Below are 15,199 nucleotides of genomic sequence, written 5' to 3'. Positions count from 1 at the left end.
TCAGGCTCACGCACAAAGCTACAAGCCGTCATTAGTTACTTATGAGGCGGCATATTAACTTTAATTAATGGTGGGTACTTATGCCATACCCTATTGAAAGAAAACTAGTAGTGGGTGTCGCCTCTAGCGCGCTATTTGATCTGTCAGAGTCTCATCAGATATATTTAAATAATGGGGTCGAGGAGTATCGTATTCATCAAGAGAAAAATCTTGATGTGCCCTTTCAGAAGGGGGTCGCGTTTCCTTTTATTCGTCGATTTCTTAGCATAAACAAATCGTTTCCTAAGCAGTCGCCGGTAGAGGTGGTTCTCCTGTCTAGGAACTCTCCGGAGACGGGGATGAGAGTGTTTCGATCTATAAAGCATTACAATCTTGATATTACCCGTGCGGCGTTTATGACAGGTCGCTCCCCCCATGAGTACGTGCCTGCATTTAATGCTTCTCTTTTTTTAAGTGCAAATGAAGGTGATGTACAGAAGGCCATTGATGCTAACTATCCTGCTGGTGTGGTTCTTCCCTCAAAAGTCTATGATGATGAAGTGGATGCGGAGTTGAGAGTTGCTTTTGACTTTGATGGGGTAATTGCTGATGATGAGGCAGAATCGGTATTTAAGAGGAACTACAATTTGGACGAGTTTCAAGCGCACGAAAAGGAAAAACAAGATATTCCGCATCAGCCGGGGCCGCTTGCTGATTTGTTTAAAAAGCTCTCTTTTATGCAAAAGCTAGAGGAGAAGCGACTTAAGGATGATCCAGAGTATAAAAAGATACTTAGAATATCTATCGTTACCGCAAGGAATGCACCTGCTCATGAGCGGGTTGTCACTACGCTTAAAGAATGGGGGGTTTCGGCTGATGAGTCATTTTTCTTGGGCGGTATGGAAAAGTCAAGGGTTTTGAGTATCCTGAAGCCTCATATGTTTTTCGACGATCAACGGAGTCATTTGGAGTCCGCGGCAGGCGATATTCCAATGGTTCATATTCCATTTGGAATTGCAAATAAAATATAAAAGCTTTCAGGGAGGGGGGATGGGTGAAATAGAATTGTGTGAGTTGATTGATTGTAATGAACTTGATGACTGTAAAGTGCATCTCGCTAGCTGGGATGGCAAGAATCATCCTTTAGATGTGTTCGTGAACGATCGGGATCAATGGAATGAATGGAATGAATATCGTGGTCATCGGAATGATTTCAATAAAAAGTATATTTTTTCGCTGATAAAGTTTTACAGTGAGCCGAATGTTTGGCTTTTTGGCGGTATTTTTAGAGTGGTGGCCCGACACACTGATCGTTATGAGGTTTTACTGGAGAGAAAAAATTCTAACTTAATCGGGCGTTTAAAGGTACGCTTTAAGCGTAATGGTCGAGTGAGATCAGTGTCGCCTGATAGATATTTCCAGGAAATGACCGTTTTCGAGGTTCTTAGAGAGCCATACTCCGGAGAAGAGTTTCCAGGGTATGAAGATGTTTACTTGCCTTTTAAAAAGCTGGAGGCCGTGATCAATCAAAGTCGGAGTGATTGGCGGTCCGCCTTATCTAGTATAAAAGGTGTTTATCTCATTGCAGATAAGAGCAATGGAAAGAAATATGTTGGTTCCGCTTACGGCGTTACAGGTATTTGGTCACGCTGGTCATGCTATATCAAAACTGGGCATGGAAATAATGACGAGCTTATGAGCATAATAAAAAAGAATGGGCTTGCGTATGCTAGGAAAAATTTGGTTTTTACTTTGCTTGAACACCGTCCAATGAAAGCAGATGACAAAATTATCATTGATCGGGAATGTTTTTGGAAGAAATCGCTGCTTACTCAAGGAGAGTATGGCTATAACAAGAACTAGCATTGCTTTGCTGTCGGGTTCGTGACTTTAAAAACCTTACGCGACTTTAGAATGAGTGAGTAGGTTGTTTTTAGGATTGAATCTATTTTCTCTCTTTCTCTCTTTCTCTCTTTATGGTATGGCCGAGCACCGTTGACTATCGCAGTGCTCGGTAAGTCGCACGATATTTTATTAACTACATGGCATTGGGTAATGTCAGTCTACAAGTTTTTTAAGGAAGTTTGTGAGCGCATTTTTTGGGTCGTCTTCGTCAGAAACAATCATTTCAATGCCCCAGTGCCCCAATACTTCCTTAGCCACAGGATTGGGGCGATTGGTGAACAAATATGACTTGGGGCGCGCTGAGGCTAGCGCGTGTTTCCCCCACATTTTAGTCAGCCGATAAAAAAGAAGGCGAATATTAATGTCTGAGATGCTATAGCCAATAAATAGTACCGAGTTCCCTAGCACGTCGTGGCTCAATTTAATGTCAAGAGGTGACTCGAAGCTCAGTCGTTCGTAATAACTAGTTTCGTCAAGAACGATCGAGGCGTCGTCATCAAAGTCTCCATGAAATTTTATTATTTGTCGTTGTTCATCAAAAGCTTTCACTAGATCTGCAACGCTGGCAACTTTTATGTAAGGGGTTTTGTAGTGGTCGTGCGCTAGTTCAAGCCATCGATCGTAGTTGGTCGTGTAGATGCGAGAGAATCCGCCTCGAACAATAAGTTGATGTATCTCTGACTCGCCGATATTAATATCGGATTTATGCCATTCCCTGTCCATCCAGCTACGTAGTGGTCCTAGCGTCCCCGTTTTCCTTTTATAATACTCCGCCAGTGCTAAAGATCCCCCGTAAGAGGAAAATACTTTTGGGTCGTATCCAAGCTCGTTGGAAATGTGTTCGATTAGCTGGCTCCAAGTAGGTAGTCCTAAGTTGGCAGAAACTCCCGCTCCAGCAAAAAGTACAACTCTACCTGCGCGGTATGCATCCTTTAATTCTGTATTCATGGCGTTCACTTGTTCTGTTTTAGGAATGTCGCAAAAGCATCAAGGGCTTTACGTCGCATAGATAGTTCATTTTTCCTATCCCCCATCTCTGCGAATGTTTCTGTTTCGCCATTTGGCACAAATACGCAGTCCCATTGAAATCCTCGAGGACCTATTGGTTTTGCCGATACGGTTCCATTAATCGCGCCTTCAAACAGGCGAATCTGCTTGCCGTCGCAGTAACCAAGCACGGTCTTCGCTATCACAGATGGACTCGATAGCCCGTTAACTAAGGAACAAAAATTATCAGCTTCAAGTTTATCCCAAAAAATCTGAGTGAGTCCTGCCGGCAAGCCGTTCAGTCCATCCAAATAAAGGCCGGTATGCTCAACAAAAAGAGGGCGTCCGATGCGTTCGAAGGCTTTTATTAGTTTGTCGCGAACAAGTCGTTCCACATCCTCTGTCTGTAACTCCTCAATTTTTTGTTCAACAGAAATCACTTCAACCCCAATGGGACTCAGGATCTGATTGACCTCTGCGAGCTTGTATTTATTACCTGAAAGGAAGCGAATTTTCATACAAAGTCCTTGATAAAAGAATAACGCTGGGCAACCTCGTACTGCGCTCGAAGCTCCTGAAGTGATACACCTTCGGTAAGTGCTGCCGCATAGTCGTCATCAAGCCCCTTCTCGTGAATTGCGGGGTTGTCCGAGCAAATTACAAACGGAACACCATGCTCTCGGAACTGCTGTAAAGGATGGGCGTCGGATGCAGAAACAGCACCAGTAAGCCGATTACTTATAGGACACACTTCTACACAAATGTCTCGCTTCGACAGTAGATCCATCAACCAAGGATTCTTCCCTGCGGCTGTTCCATGCCCGATCCGGTCAGCGTCGAACCTCTCTACGGCAATCCGAATGTTTTCGGGTCTACCCGTTTCTCCGGCATGAATCGTTACCCCTAATCCGTATTGCTGTTTAGCCTCCTTGAACAACTCTGGTAGGTCTGCTGGACATGAGATTTCTTCGTCTCCGGCTAAGTCAACTCCCACTATATCCTGCGGTTCTCCGAGAGTCTTATACGCACTAATCAGTGTGTTGAGTTGAACCGAACTATAGTCGCCACGAGTTACTGTCATTATCAATGCTCTTCTAATGGAGTGTCTCTTTGCGGAGATTTCAGTGCATTCAATTAATCGTTCGAATGCTTCGATGACCGAACAATTTTGCAACATTGCTAAGTAGAGAATACTGCTACGTAACTCGACGAAACGAACATTATTTGCTGCGAGTCTCTCAAAGGCGCTGTCAACCATTTTTTGAAGATTTTCTTTATTTGCGGGGATTCGCCGCAAAACTTGCCAAGGGGTGAGATAGGAAGCAAGAGTATCGCAGGCCGAACGATGTACAAGATCACGACTTGGATCGAATCCTTCCGGTAACTCGACCCTTTCGTCTATTAACACCTCCTGAATGACGCTAGGATTTATAAGGCCATTCAAATGGACATGTAGCTCTCCCTTCATGAGCGAAGTCGTGAGGGGGGAGTTACCATCTGAAGTCTTATCGATGGGAGGGGCGAATTGGTGATGAGCCCTAGTCGCCGCGAGATCTAATGTCGTCTTATCATTCATGGAGTTCTGATACTTTGCTTAGGCGGAGAGTAGATACGTTGTAGAGAATGCAGTACATACGAAATGAAAAGCTACCTGAAAATACGATTTCTAACTGGTAAGAACACCACTTTTTTCTGAGGTTAATAATTGATTGCAATAGAATTGGAAATTGGTTCATGTGATCTTAATCCAGCTTGTGTATTTCTAGATGCATGGAGCGGATACAAGAGGCTCGGCCGAAATTTTTAGTTAATGCACTATCTACTGACATTTCCTGAAATTGCGTCAAAATAAATTTTGTTACTCAGCGTCATCCCACCACAGTAGGTGAAATACACACCTTTACCTCTATTGGTAGAAGCCATCCAACCACCCATCTCCTTGAAATCATCTTCTGTACAGGTACCGTCATTGATCAGTTCGCGAGCGGCCTTGGCGAACTGGTTTTTGTAGATGCGATAATCGTCGGAGCCGCTGACTAGTGAATAGTCGCCAGTTGCGCCTTTACCCGGATCTTCAGGCTGGTTCGGGCTCAGATCTTTATTTTTTACCCATTCAGCAAACTTTCCATCCTGGATGCCATTCCTGCTGGTGCAGGCGCTATTGCCTTCCTTCACGTATTGGCTTTTCCCTCCCTCACATGATGCTGAATAGGCCTTAGTTATTCGACTCCAGCCATTCCTGGTTTCCATAATCTCAGCGCTTTCCCGAAACATGAGATACCCGGCTACGCCACATTTCGTAGACGGGCAGGTGTGGCGATTTGTTCGGTCAGTGATCACCCACTGCATGTTTTCGGCCAGTGCGCTTGTTAACGGTGCTAGCAATATTGCCAGCATCACAAGGCTACGAATGACAGATCCATTGCTCAAGCGATTGCTCCTGAAAAGGCGTGGTCTAGCATGAGGCTCTTGCGTGAAATGCCGCTGTTAGATCTGTGCTAGCAGTTCTCTACCGAGTGGACAGACCTCAAAACACACAGCGGCCTGTCCTTGCTGGACTCGATTACTTTCCTTTGTGCTTTCCAGCATCGTCACGCTTCTTGCGGATTGTGCCGTCATCATTCCTCGATCGAGGTTGTTCGCCACCACCTGGTTTTGGAACAGTTACGTCTTTGTTTATTGGTCTTCTGTCAGTCATTTTTCGTCCCTTTGACCTGTATTGAAAATCTAACCTTCCTGAAAACATGGTTCTGTGAACCACTATAAAAGTAGTCGCAAAACGTGATGTTGGCCTGCAAATAAACGAGAAACAGAAAACCCGTTTTTTACGATGCGACCACATTTCCTCATGACGTAGACTCCACCAACTGCGATCACCTGCCCCCCCCCCCCGAGACTCACCCATGCAAACCCCAGCCAAACCCCAACACCCCCTCTGGCAAACCTACCTCCTGTTCCTCGCCCCCATGGTCCTCTCCAACTTCCTCCAGGCCATGTCCGGCACCGTCAACAGCATCTACATTGGCCAATTGCTCGGCACCCAGGCGTTAGCGGCGGTGTCCGGCATGTTCCCCGTGGTGTTCTTTTTCATCGCCCTGGTTATCGGCCTCGGTGCGGGCGCTGGGGTGTTGATCGGCCAGGCCTGGGGCGCCCGTGAGCCGCATCTGGTGAAGGCCATCGCCGGTTCGACGTTGCTGTTGGGGGCGATGATAGGGTTGGTGGCGGCGGTGTTGGGCAGTGTGTTTGCCCGGCCGGCGTTGCAGGGGTTGGGCACTCCGGGGGATGTGCTGGACGATGCGGTGGCGTATGCCCATGTGATGATGTGGATTTTGCCGTCGCTGTTGGTGTTTGTGTTGTTCACGCAGTTACTGCGCGGGGTGAGCGATACGCTGTCGCCGTTGTTGGCGCTGGTGGTGTCGACGTGTGTCGGGCTGGCGCTGACGCCGGCGTTGATTCTCGGGTGGTTGGGGTTGCCGCCGATGGGGATTCAGAGTGCGGCGTGGGCGGGTTTGGCGGGTAACCTGTCGGCGATGGGGTGGCTGGCGTGGCGGTTGATTCGCAAGGGACATCCGTTGGCGCCGGATCGGGAGATGTTTGCGGCGATGCGGCTCGACAGGGTCATCCTCGGCAAGGTGTTGCGCATCGGGCTGCCGACCGGGTTGCAGATGGTGGTGCTGTCGTTGTCGGAGCTGGTGATTCTGGCGCTGGTGAACCAGCACGGTTCCCAGGCGACGGCGGCGTACGGGGCGGTGACGCAGATCGTCAACTACGTGCAGTTCCCGGCGCTGTCGATTGCGATCACGGCGTCGATCCTTGGCGCGCAGGCGATCGGGGCAGGGCGCCTTGAGCGCATGGGGGAGATTTTGCGCACCGGGTTGTTGATCAACGTGTGCCTGACCGGTGGCCTGGTGCTGTTGGGTTATCTGCTGTCGCACTGGTTGCTGGGGTTGTTTCTTACGGATGATTCCACCCGGGCAATGGCCGAGCACTTGTTGCACATCATGCTCTGGAGCCTGTTGGTATTTGGTTTTCAGGCGATTGTCGGCGGCATCATGCGCGCCAGCGGCACGGTATTGGTGCCGGTAGCGGTGTCGATCGTTTGCGTGGTCGGGGTGCAGTTGCCGGTGGCGTATCTGCTGGATACGCGCTTCGGGCTGCCAGGGGTGTGGATGGCGTTTCCGGTGGCGTATCTGGGCATGCTGATGCTGCAGACGCTGTACTACAAAATGGTCTGGCAGCATCAGAAGATCGAGCGGTTGGTCTAGGGGGCGTTCTCCATTAGTTTCCCCGCCGCGTTGTCGCCTTAAAGCGAGCCAGGCAAGGCGCAGGCTGCTGGGAATGGTTGTTCCCTTTCCAAGGCCTGCAACGCAGGCTGGCTCGCTTTAAGGCACAACCCGAAGGGCCGGGAAACTAATGGAGAACGCCCCCTAGGCCCTCGACGGTCCCTCAACTATTGCTCTTGAGCCAGGTTTCGAAGCGCGTCGGCCCGACGATGGGGTGCTCTCCCGGCGTCAGCGAGTGGTCATCGATCGGCGCGCCGAAGTAGGGGATCGTGTCGTCCGGTTGGGCCTGGCGCGGGTCGTTGGTATGTTGCAAAAACAAGCGCACGAACTCCACCAGCGGCCAGCGCTCAGGCCCGGCCACTTCCAGGGTGTTATTGCTCGGCGCTTGCACCGCGACTTTCGCCAGCGCCATCGCGACATCGGTTGCGGCAATCGGCTGCAACGCGGCGGAGGTTAAGCGCACGGTGTCGCCTTCCTGTACGCCCGAGTGGGAAATGGCCCCGATGAACTCGAAGAACTGCGTGGCCCGCAGGATTGTGTAAGGAATGCCTGAGTTCTTGATGAGTTGTTCCTGGGCCATTTTTGCCCGGAAATAGCCGCTGTCGAGCATGCGCTCGGTGCCTACCACCGAAAGCGCGACATGGTGTTTGACCCCGGCGGCCTTCTCGGCGGCGAGCAGGTTGCGCCCGGAGGTTTCGAAAAACTCGAGCACGGCGGCATCTTTGAAGGAGGGCGAGTTGGCCACGTCGACCACCACATCGGCGCCTTGCAAGGCGTTTTGCAAGCCCTCGCCGGTGAGGACGTTGACGCCGGTGCTCGGTGACGCGGCCAGGGTTTCATGCCCCAGGTCTTGCAGGTTTTTGCAGAGCTGCCTGCCGATCAGCCCGGTACCGCCAATCACGACGATTTTCATGACGAGTCTCCCGATGCGTGCGCAGTGGGGTGCGAGGTGTCAGCCCCGCTTGGACGTCGTATTTCTGGTCGGGGTGGGGGGGCTGGCTTGGAATCCTGCAACCATTAAAGACCCGGAATCGGCTTAATGGCGCAAGGGGCGGGAAGTTGTCCGATAGGTGGTCAGTTCAGCCGTGATGCGATCCGTAGCAGCTGCCGAGCTTGCGAGGCTGCGTTCGGCTGCGAAGCAGTCGTAAACCAGAGTTTGCGATGCATCAGGCAGACCGCATCAGCCGGGTTTACGGCTGCTAAGCAGCCGAACGCAGCCTCGCAGGCTCGGCAGCTGCTACGGGTAGGGCCGGCCCATCCGGTGCAAAACCCATTAAGGCTTCTGCTGATTCTCCGCCACAGCAGCTTTGGACTTGGAGAACCGATAGAACAGGTTGGGCTCGCTCACAATGTAGAGCTCGCCGGAAGTATCCATGGTCATGCCTTCGGCTTGCGGTATGGTTTTTTTCAGGTCATTCAGGCCGAGCAGGGAGCGGAAGCTGACGAAGTTGCCGTCCTGGTCCAGTTCGGTCACGTTGCTGGATTGCTCGCTCAATAACAGCAAGTGACCGGTCCGCGGGTCGTAGTAACCCTCGGAAAGATCCAGGCCGAAGACGCTACGGTCAATCCAGTGGGTCAAGTCCTGGATGTGCACCTGCAACGGGCTGCCGATGGATGCCAGCATGCCCGTGACCGTAAACAGCTGCCGCGGATCGCGTTCCTTGATCGCGAAGATACGGTCATTGGCCGCATCATAGGTCACGCCTTCAAAGCCCTTGTTGTGTTCGCTCAGGTTGATCTCGATGGCAACGAACGGGGCGTTCTCGACATGGATCGGGCCAGGGCTGTCCGGCAAGGTGATGACGTACAGTCGCTGCAACTGTTCATCGGCGATCACTACGCGTCCGTTACCCAGGTAAGCAAGGCCTTCGGTGTCCTGGAAGCCGATCAGCGGGTAACGTTCAAGCAGATCGCCGTTGCGGTTCATGGCCACAATCTGCATGGGCCCACCATTGGTGATGCCCAGCAGTCGATCATGGTCCGGGTCATAGGCGATGCCGGACAGATTGGTGATGTCCGCGACAGGCTTGGCCTGGATCACAGCTTTATAGTCCGGCAGCCAGATATTTTTATCGGGCGCCTGATTACCATGCCAAAGAGTTTTCCAGTACGCATACAGCTGCTGGTGAACCATGAAATGTGCAGAAACCACGTAGGCGCCAAGCAATACAACAATGAACAATATCCCCAGCTTCCCTCTCTTGCTCATGACTTGTCCTTGTCCCAGCTGAAGCGATAGACCTTTTTGGGTTGTCCGGGCTGGCATTGGCCGTTATCGGCATCGGCGCCGACGATCGACCATTGCGCGCGAGACGTTTCGCCGAGCTCATGAGCGGCCTCGGGATTGAAACACTTGCTCAGCTCTTCGTCCGGGACCAGGGCGTAGGCATCACGGTGTTCGCGTAGCCATTGCGCCGCTTGTTCGACCGAGGAACTGCTCATCCCGAAATGCACGATCGGCTGCCGGGCGAATAACCAGTGGCCCTCGCGCCAGTCGACCAGCACCAGCTCGGCACCGTGGGTCATGGTCGCCGCCTGCGACATGATCGCTTCGTGGGGGTTGGGACCTTCCTTGATCGGCTCGATGAACCCGCGGGCGAACCACAGAACGAACCAGCTCACCACCAGCGCCTGGAATACCCGCATACCGCGCGGACGCTTTCCGAACCAGCGCTTGAGCAGCCAGGGAATCAGCGGCGCCGCCACCAGCACCAGACCGGGCAACGCTGGATAGATGTACAACTTGCGCTTGCCGGTGCTCAGGCAGAAAAACAGCACCACCAGCACGACCCAGCTCAACAGCACCAGCACTCGACCGTCGTGCTTGCGCAGTTGCTTGCGCCAGGCCGGAACCAGCCACGGCAGGGCCAGCACCAGCGGCAGCCAGTATTGCGGGATCACGTTGACGAAGAAGTACCAGAACGGTTCGCGATGGTCCCACGCGGCGGCATAGCGTCCCGCTGTCTGGCGCAGCAGGATTTCTCGCGCATAGGCGACTTCTTCCGCGGTGCCATTGAGCACAATGGACAGTGCCAGAGGCAGCAGCCAGATCGCGATAGCCCCGAGCGCCACCAGAAAGCCCAGGAACCATTTGCGCTTCTGGCCGGGCATGGCCACCACGCCGGACCAGTTTTTGCGCACCGCGTAGGCATACGGAATCAGCATCAAGGCCGGGACGAAGCCGACCCCTTTGGTGATTATGCCAATGCCCATGGCGGCGCAGCCCACGTAAAACCAGCGCCAGGCTGGCCCGAGCAGCAGGTGCCGCGCCAGTCCGTACAGGCCCAGGGAGGTGAACAGAATCAACAGGCTGTCGATCTGGCCGGTACGCAGGATGCTGTAAGTCTGATAGGTGGCCAGGTACAACAGCGCGGCTATTCGACCGATGCGCTGATTCCACAGCCGGCGGCCCAGGTCGTAGACCACGGCCGTGACCGTCGCCGCCGACAACATCCCCGGAATATACAGGGCGAGGGCGGGCAGGCCGGTGAGCCACGCGAAGAACGCCACCATCCACATGAAGACCGGCGGTTTATCGCCGTAGATCTCCGCAGCGCGGTGAGGGATGAACCATGACCCGTTGTGCAGCATCTCCAGCGCTACGCCGAGGAAACGTTCCTCGTCGACGTTTTGCGGTTGACGCAGCCCCAGGCCAGCGCCGATCAACAGCAAGGCAAGCAGCACCAGGCCCAGGCATTCGATGCTGGGCGACAGGGTTTTACGCATGGCTCAGTCCTTCAGGTGTTTGGTGCGGGCAATCAATTGCAAATTGCGCAGATAGACGATGGAACCAAAGGCCTGGCCAGCGATGAACACCGGGTCTGCCCGGTAAATGGCATAAGCGAGCAGCAGGGCGCTGCCGACAATGCTCAGGTACCAGAAACTCACCGGGATCACGCTGCGTTTTTTGTACTCGCTATACAGCCACTGCAGGATGAAGCGACCGGTAAAGGCGATCTGGCCAGCGAAGCCGACCACCAGCCACAGGGTTTCGCGGGAGAGGTTCATCCTTCGATCTCCTGCGCGTTGGTGTTCAACCGCGTGCGCTTGATCAGCCACCACACACCGAACAGGTCAAGAATACCCACCAGGGCGCGGTCGATGTTGCCGTATTTGGACACGCCCGCGGTGCGGGGCCGGTGGTTGACCGGGTGGACGATCATTCGGCCGTTATGACGCTGGATCAGCGCGGGAATGTACCGATGCATGTGGTCGAAGTACGGCAGGCGCAGAAACGCCGCGCGTTCGATCAGCTTCAGCCCGCAGCCGGTGTCCGGGGTATCGTCATTGAGCAGGCGGCGACGCAGCCCGTTGGCAAAACGCGAAGCCCAGCGTTTGCTTGCGGTATCGCGGCGGTTGACCCGGTGCCCGGCTACCAGCTGAACGTCGACCAGACCCTTTTCACCGCGCACCAGCGCCAACATCCCGGGGATGTCCGCGGGGTCGTTTTGACCGTCGCCATCAAGCGTGGCCAGCCATTGCCCCCGGGCGGCGATTGCCGCGTGGTAGAGGGAGGTGCTTTGCCCCAGCGAGCGCTCATGGCGCAGGATGCGCAACGCGTCCAGGCCATTGTTTTTCAGCTGCCGCAGCTCATGCAGGGTGGAGTCGGTGCTGCCATCGTCCACCACAATGATTTCGTAGGCCTCACCGTTCAATGCGGCGTGGACTTCCTCAAGTAACGGCTTGAGGTTGTTTGCTTCATTCTTTGCTGGAATCAATACAGATACAAAAATGTCTTGGCTCATAGAGTCCTCTCCCTTGCTCCCTGGTCTATTTTTATCAAGGGCTAACGTTTTATATCTGATAGAAGTGGCGATACCACTTCACAAATTCCGCTACGCCAGTTTCAACCGCCACTTGAGGGCGGAAATCGACCCACTCGGCCAGCGCCGAAATGTCGGCCCAGGTCTTGATCACATCGCCTGCCTGTAGCGGCATGAAATTGCGTTGGGCCTTGATGCCCAGCGCCGATTCCAGGCAGTCGACAAACTCCAGCAGTGGCACGGGTTGGCCACGGCCGATGTTGAAAATCCGGTTTACGCCAGCGCCCGGCTCGTTCGGCACCGGTGGCTTGGAGCGCAGGCGGGCGACGCTTTCAACGATGTCGTCGACATAGGTGAAATCGCGCGACATCTGGCCATGGTTATAGATGTCGATCGGCAAGCCTTTCAGGATCGCCTCGGTAAACTTGAACAGCGCCATGTCGGGGCGCCCCCAAGGTCCGTAAACGGTGAAAAAGCGCAGGCCGCTGGCCTTCAGGCCATAAAGGTGGCAATAGCTGTGCGCCAGCAGTTCATTGGCGCGTTTGCTGGCGGCGTACAGCGAAATGGGGTGATCGACGGCATCTTCGACACAGAACGGCATTTTGCTGTTGGTGCCATACACCGAGCTGCTCGAGGCATAGATCAAATGCGCGGGGCGATGGTGCCGGCAAGCTTCCAGCACATTCAGAAAGCCCACCAGATTGGACTGCGCATAGACATCCGGGTTGTCCAGTGAATAGCGAACACCCGCCTGGGCGGCCAGGTGCACAACCTCGGTGAAAGCATGTTCTTTGAACAAGGCCATCAAGGCCGGTTTGTCGACGATGTCCAAGGCCTGGAAACGAAAGCCCGGCAAGGATTCAAGCTCTTTGAGCCGTGCGTGTTTGAGTTCTACGCTGTAATAGTCGTTGAGATTGTCGATACCGACGACTTCAAGGCCTTCTTGACACAAACGCTTGACGGTGTGATACCCAATAAAACCGGCGGCGCCAGTAACCAGAACCGTCATGAGGCCTGCGCCTGTGCGTGACTGATTCCGATTCTGCGCAAAGGGCGCTTTTGCATCACAATCCCCTGTAAGTACTCGCTGATCAGTATATTTTTTGGGCTTTTTGCCACCATTGGCTCCATGCCTTGCTCCATTGTATTGGTAAAGTTCTGTGCAGTGCACATCATGAGCCGCAGAAATGGCAGCCGTATACCCTGCCAGTTGGATTGTAAAAAAAACGTTAAGTAATTACTTCGTTTTTCTGACCGCCTGCTTAAAGGCGTGCTGGTATGAGGGTGCTCACAACGCGGCGCCTAGCATTTTCAGGTAGTTGGGGCTCTCGGAGATCGAGTTGTGGCCCGTGTCCGGTATGACCTGCAGCGAGGCCACGCCTTTGGCGAAATGGGTGTAGAGCCGGTCTGTGCTTGCGCGCGGTATGACTTCGTCGTGCTCGGCCGCAACCAACAGCGTCGGGACGGTGATGTGAGCGGCGTATTTCCAGGATTCGAACTTGTCCTGCAACAGCCATTTCACCGGGAACCAGGGAAACTGGCGGGCGGCGAGGTCTTCAAGGCTGTTGTAGGGCGTGATCAGGATCAGCCGCGACGCCGGGCGCTGGCTGGCCAGGCGCACGGCAACGCCTGAACCCAGGCTGCGTCCGATCACTGCAATATCGGGATGGCTGTTGTAGACATAGTCGAACAAGGCCATGGCGTCACGCTGAATCGCCTCCTCGGACGGCGACCCGGTACTGCCACCGTAGCCTCGGTAATGCAGCAAGTAGATCGCATGATCCGCAAACGCTTGCGAAAACCCGGGCAGGCTGCGGGAAACGTCCTCGGCATTGCCACCAAAGTAGATCAACGCCTTCGGCCCGTCGTGCGGCCTGACGGTCACCAGCACCTGCGCGTCGGCGACTGACAAGGTAAGAAGCGATTCGGGTGTGTCGATGGCGCGAGGTTGCGGGTAGTAGATGAGGGCCCGTTGAAACACGAACAGCGCGACGCAGAGCAGCAGGTATGCAACGGCAATGAAAGCGAAGAGAGACACCAGGGTTCGCGACATTCGGCTAAGTTTAGTGGACGGCATGGACTGCTTCGGGCCTTGAGACAGCTATTGCTGGAGCGTCGCCAGAGTGTAGTCCAGCAATTTCAGCTGTGCAGAAGCGCCGCCCAATGCCCGTGTGGGTGCGAGCACCTGTGGCGAGGGGGCTCGCCCCCGTTGGGTCGCGAAGCGGCCCCAAAACCTGCAATCGCGGTACACCACATGCAATGGTTTACGACTGCTGCGCAGCCGAACGGGGGCAAGCCCCCTCGCCACACGGAGGCAAGAACATGCTGACCCGAGCTATTCCTTCCAGCAACGAGCCGTTGCCCATCGTCGGCCTGGGTACTTATCGCGGTTTTGATGTCACGCCAGCCGACGCTGCTTACAAGCAACTGCAGGCGGTGCTCAGCGCGTTGTTCGAGAAGGGTGGAAAGGTGATCGACAGTTCGCCCATGTACGGTCGCGCCGAGCAGACCACCGGTGAGCTGCTGTCGATCCATCGCCCTCGCTCGCCGGCCTTCCTGGCCACCAAGGTCTGGACCCGTGGCCGCGAAGAAGGCATCGCGCAGATGGAGCAGTCGTTCAAACTGTTGCAGACCGACCGGATCGACCTGATGCAGATTCACAACCTGCTGGACTGGAAAACCCATTTGCCGACCTTGCGTCAATGGAAGGCAGAAGGGCGCATCCGCTACATCGGCATCAGCCATTACACGGCGTCGGCCTACGACGAAGTGGAGGCGGTGTTGAAAGGCGAGCCGATGGATTTTTTGCAGATCAACTATGCCCTGGACGACCGCGCTGTCGAAAAGCGAATCCTGCCGCTGTGTCGTGAGCGCGGTGTGGCGGTGATCTGCAATCGGCCCTTCGGTGGCGGCGGCCTGATCGCTCGATTGAAAGGCAAACCGCTACCGGGGTGGGCTGCGCAAGTGGGGATCAACAGCTGGGCGCAACTGGCGCTCAAGTTCCTGCTGGCTCATCCGGCGGTGACCTGCGTCATCCCCGGCACCGGCAATCCACGCTACATGGCGGAAAACGCCGGTGCAGGTTTCGGCCCGATGCTCACGGATGCACAGCGCCAGCAGTTGATTGCGCTGGTGGGGTGACGGCTACCTTGTAGCAGCTGCCGAGCAGCGCGAGGCTGCGTTCGGCTGCGCAGCAGTCGTGAGTCCGACTGACGCGGTCTGCCTAATGCACCGCAAGCTCTGGTTTGACGACGGCTTCGCCGCCGAACGCAGCCTCGCAGG

The 15,199-nt window shown here is 54.4% G+C and carries 15 protein-coding genes; 4 read left to right on the top strand and 11 right to left on the bottom strand.

The features are described from left to right. Nucleotides 1–80: 80 nt before the first annotated feature. Nucleotides 81–1,010, top strand: a complete 930-nt coding sequence (locus AC1DQM_RS07940; RefSeq protein ID WP_477745981.1) for a 5'-nucleotidase — start codon at nucleotides 81–83, stop codon at nucleotides 1,008–1,010. Between the two features lie 19 nt (nucleotides 1,011–1,029). Beyond that, nucleotides 1,030–1,842 carry a GIY-YIG nuclease family protein gene (locus AC1DQM_RS07935; protein ID WP_477745980.1) on the top strand — a complete coding sequence of 271 codons (813 nt, stop codon included), beginning with the start codon at nucleotides 1,030–1,032 and terminating at the stop codon, nucleotides 1,840–1,842. 195 nt (nucleotides 1,843–2,037) lie between these two features. On the opposite strand, the gene AC1DQM_RS07930 is transcribed toward AC1DQM_RS07935, so the two are convergent. From AC1DQM_RS07930 to AC1DQM_RS07915, 4 genes are all read right to left on the bottom strand, one after another. Continuing rightward, nucleotides 2,038–2,832 carry an SIR2 family protein gene (locus tag AC1DQM_RS07930; protein WP_477745979.1) on the bottom strand — a complete coding sequence of 265 codons (795 nt, stop codon included), beginning with the start codon at nucleotides 2,830–2,832 and terminating at the stop codon, nucleotides 2,038–2,040. Nucleotides 2,833–2,837: 5 nt separating this feature from the next. Continuing rightward, nucleotides 2,838–3,389, bottom strand: coding sequence for a non-canonical purine NTP pyrophosphatase (locus AC1DQM_RS07925; protein ID WP_477745978.1), 552 nt, complete (start codon nucleotides 3,387–3,389; stop codon nucleotides 2,838–2,840). Then, a complete protein-coding gene (locus tag AC1DQM_RS07920; RefSeq protein ID WP_477745977.1) occupies nucleotides 3,386–4,447 on the bottom strand; it encodes an adenosine deaminase family protein in 1,062 nt (353 codons plus the stop codon). Before AC1DQM_RS07920 ends, AC1DQM_RS07925 begins: the two co-directional genes overlap by 4 nt. Nucleotides 4,448–4,686: 239 nt before the next feature. Further along, on the bottom strand, nucleotides 4,687–5,301 hold the full coding sequence (locus AC1DQM_RS07915; protein ID WP_477745976.1) for a hypothetical protein: 615 nt from the start codon (nucleotides 5,299–5,301) through the stop codon (nucleotides 4,687–4,689). A gap of 473 nt (nucleotides 5,302–5,774) precedes the next feature. Between AC1DQM_RS07915 and AC1DQM_RS07910 the strand changes: the two genes are divergently transcribed. After that, a complete protein-coding gene (locus tag AC1DQM_RS07910) occupies nucleotides 5,775–7,136 on the top strand; it encodes an MATE family efflux transporter (RefSeq protein WP_064616898.1) in 1,362 nt (453 codons plus the stop codon). Between the two features lie 181 nt (nucleotides 7,137–7,317). Here the strand turns inward: AC1DQM_RS07910 and AC1DQM_RS07905 are convergent, their stop codons facing one another. The 7 genes from AC1DQM_RS07905 to AC1DQM_RS07875 form a co-directional block, all read right to left on the bottom strand. Next, entirely contained in the window at nucleotides 7,318–8,067 is a 750-nt protein-coding gene (locus tag AC1DQM_RS07905) for an SDR family oxidoreductase (protein WP_477745975.1), read from the bottom strand. Nucleotides 8,068–8,427: 360 nt separating this feature from the next. Further along, nucleotides 8,428–9,363 (bottom strand): SdiA-regulated domain-containing protein, encoded by a 936-nt coding sequence (locus AC1DQM_RS07900; protein ID WP_064616900.1) that lies wholly within the window; start codon nucleotides 9,361–9,363, stop codon nucleotides 8,428–8,430. After that, nucleotides 9,360–10,880 carry an ArnT family glycosyltransferase gene (locus tag AC1DQM_RS07895; RefSeq protein ID WP_477745974.1) on the bottom strand — a complete coding sequence of 507 codons (1,521 nt, stop codon included), beginning with the start codon at nucleotides 10,878–10,880 and terminating at the stop codon, nucleotides 9,360–9,362. Before AC1DQM_RS07895 ends, AC1DQM_RS07900 begins: the two co-directional genes overlap by 4 nt. A gap of 3 nt (nucleotides 10,881–10,883) precedes the next feature. Beyond that, nucleotides 10,884–11,162: a lipid-A-disaccharide synthase N-terminal domain-containing protein gene (locus AC1DQM_RS07890; RefSeq protein WP_018928220.1), complete on the bottom strand. Its 279-nt coding sequence runs from the start codon at nucleotides 11,160–11,162 to the stop codon at nucleotides 10,884–10,886. Further along, the gene (locus tag AC1DQM_RS07885) at nucleotides 11,159–11,899 is read right to left on the bottom strand and encodes a glycosyltransferase family 2 protein (RefSeq protein ID WP_018928219.1); all 741 of its coding nucleotides are present in this window, start codon (nucleotides 11,897–11,899) and stop codon (nucleotides 11,159–11,161) included. The genes AC1DQM_RS07890 and AC1DQM_RS07885 overlap by 4 nt, the downstream gene beginning before the upstream one ends. A gap of 49 nt (nucleotides 11,900–11,948) precedes the next feature. Beyond that, nucleotides 11,949–12,926 (bottom strand): NAD-dependent epimerase, encoded by a 978-nt coding sequence (locus AC1DQM_RS07880; RefSeq protein WP_086945350.1) that lies wholly within the window; start codon nucleotides 12,924–12,926, stop codon nucleotides 11,949–11,951. Between the two features lie 279 nt (nucleotides 12,927–13,205). Next, nucleotides 13,206–13,994: an alpha/beta hydrolase gene (locus AC1DQM_RS07875; RefSeq protein ID WP_138867147.1), complete on the bottom strand. Its 789-nt coding sequence runs from the start codon at nucleotides 13,992–13,994 to the stop codon at nucleotides 13,206–13,208. 245 nt (nucleotides 13,995–14,239) lie between these two features. Between AC1DQM_RS07875 and AC1DQM_RS07870 the strand changes: the two genes are divergently transcribed. Beyond that, entirely contained in the window at nucleotides 14,240–15,058 is an 819-nt protein-coding gene (locus AC1DQM_RS07870; RefSeq protein ID WP_018928215.1) for an aldo/keto reductase, read from the top strand. The last annotated feature ends 141 nt before the right edge of the window (nucleotides 15,059–15,199 follow it).

This window comes from Pseudomonas sp. 01L34 (genome assembly GCF_056400265.1).
The sequence above is the reverse complement of the archived record's forward strand: the minus strand, read 5'-3'. Positions and strand labels throughout refer to the sequence as shown.

Coding starts and splice junctions, on each gene's coding strand:
- AC1DQM_RS07940 (WP_477745981.1), top strand. CDS start 81: ATGCCATACCCTATTGAAAGAAAACTAGTAGTGGGTGTCGCCTCTAGC.
- AC1DQM_RS07935 (WP_477745980.1), top strand. CDS start 1,030: ATGGGTGAAATAGAATTGTGTGAGTTGATTGATTGTAATGAACTTGAT.
- AC1DQM_RS07930 (WP_477745979.1), bottom strand. CDS start 2,832: ATGAATACAGAATTAAAGGATGCATACCGCGCAGGTAGAGTTGTACTT.
- AC1DQM_RS07925 (WP_477745978.1), bottom strand. CDS start 3,389: ATGAAAATTCGCTTCCTTTCAGGTAATAAATACAAGCTCGCAGAGGTC.
- AC1DQM_RS07920 (WP_477745977.1), bottom strand. CDS start 4,447: ATGAATGATAAGACGACATTAGATCTCGCGGCGACTAGGGCTCATCAC.
- AC1DQM_RS07910 (WP_064616898.1), top strand. CDS start 5,775: ATGCAAACCCCAGCCAAACCCCAACACCCCCTCTGGCAAACCTACCTC.
- AC1DQM_RS07905 (WP_477745975.1), bottom strand. CDS start 8,067: ATGAAAATCGTCGTGATTGGCGGTACCGGGCTGATCGGCAGGCAGCTC.
- AC1DQM_RS07900 (WP_064616900.1), bottom strand. CDS start 9,363: ATGAGCAAGAGAGGGAAGCTGGGGATATTGTTCATTGTTGTATTGCTT.
- AC1DQM_RS07895 (WP_477745974.1), bottom strand. CDS start 10,880: ATGCGTAAAACCCTGTCGCCCAGCATCGAATGCCTGGGCCTGGTGCTG.
- AC1DQM_RS07890 (WP_018928220.1), bottom strand. CDS start 11,162: ATGAACCTCTCCCGCGAAACCCTGTGGCTGGTGGTCGGCTTCGCTGGC.
- AC1DQM_RS07885 (WP_018928219.1), bottom strand. CDS start 11,899: ATGAGCCAAGACATTTTTGTATCTGTATTGATTCCAGCAAAGAATGAA.
- AC1DQM_RS07880 (WP_086945350.1), bottom strand. CDS start 12,926: ATGACGGTTCTGGTTACTGGCGCCGCCGGTTTTATTGGGTATCACACC.
- AC1DQM_RS07875 (WP_138867147.1), bottom strand. CDS start 13,994: ATGCCGTCCACTAAACTTAGCCGAATGTCGCGAACCCTGGTGTCTCTC.
- AC1DQM_RS07870 (WP_018928215.1), top strand. CDS start 14,240: ATGCTGACCCGAGCTATTCCTTCCAGCAACGAGCCGTTGCCCATCGTC.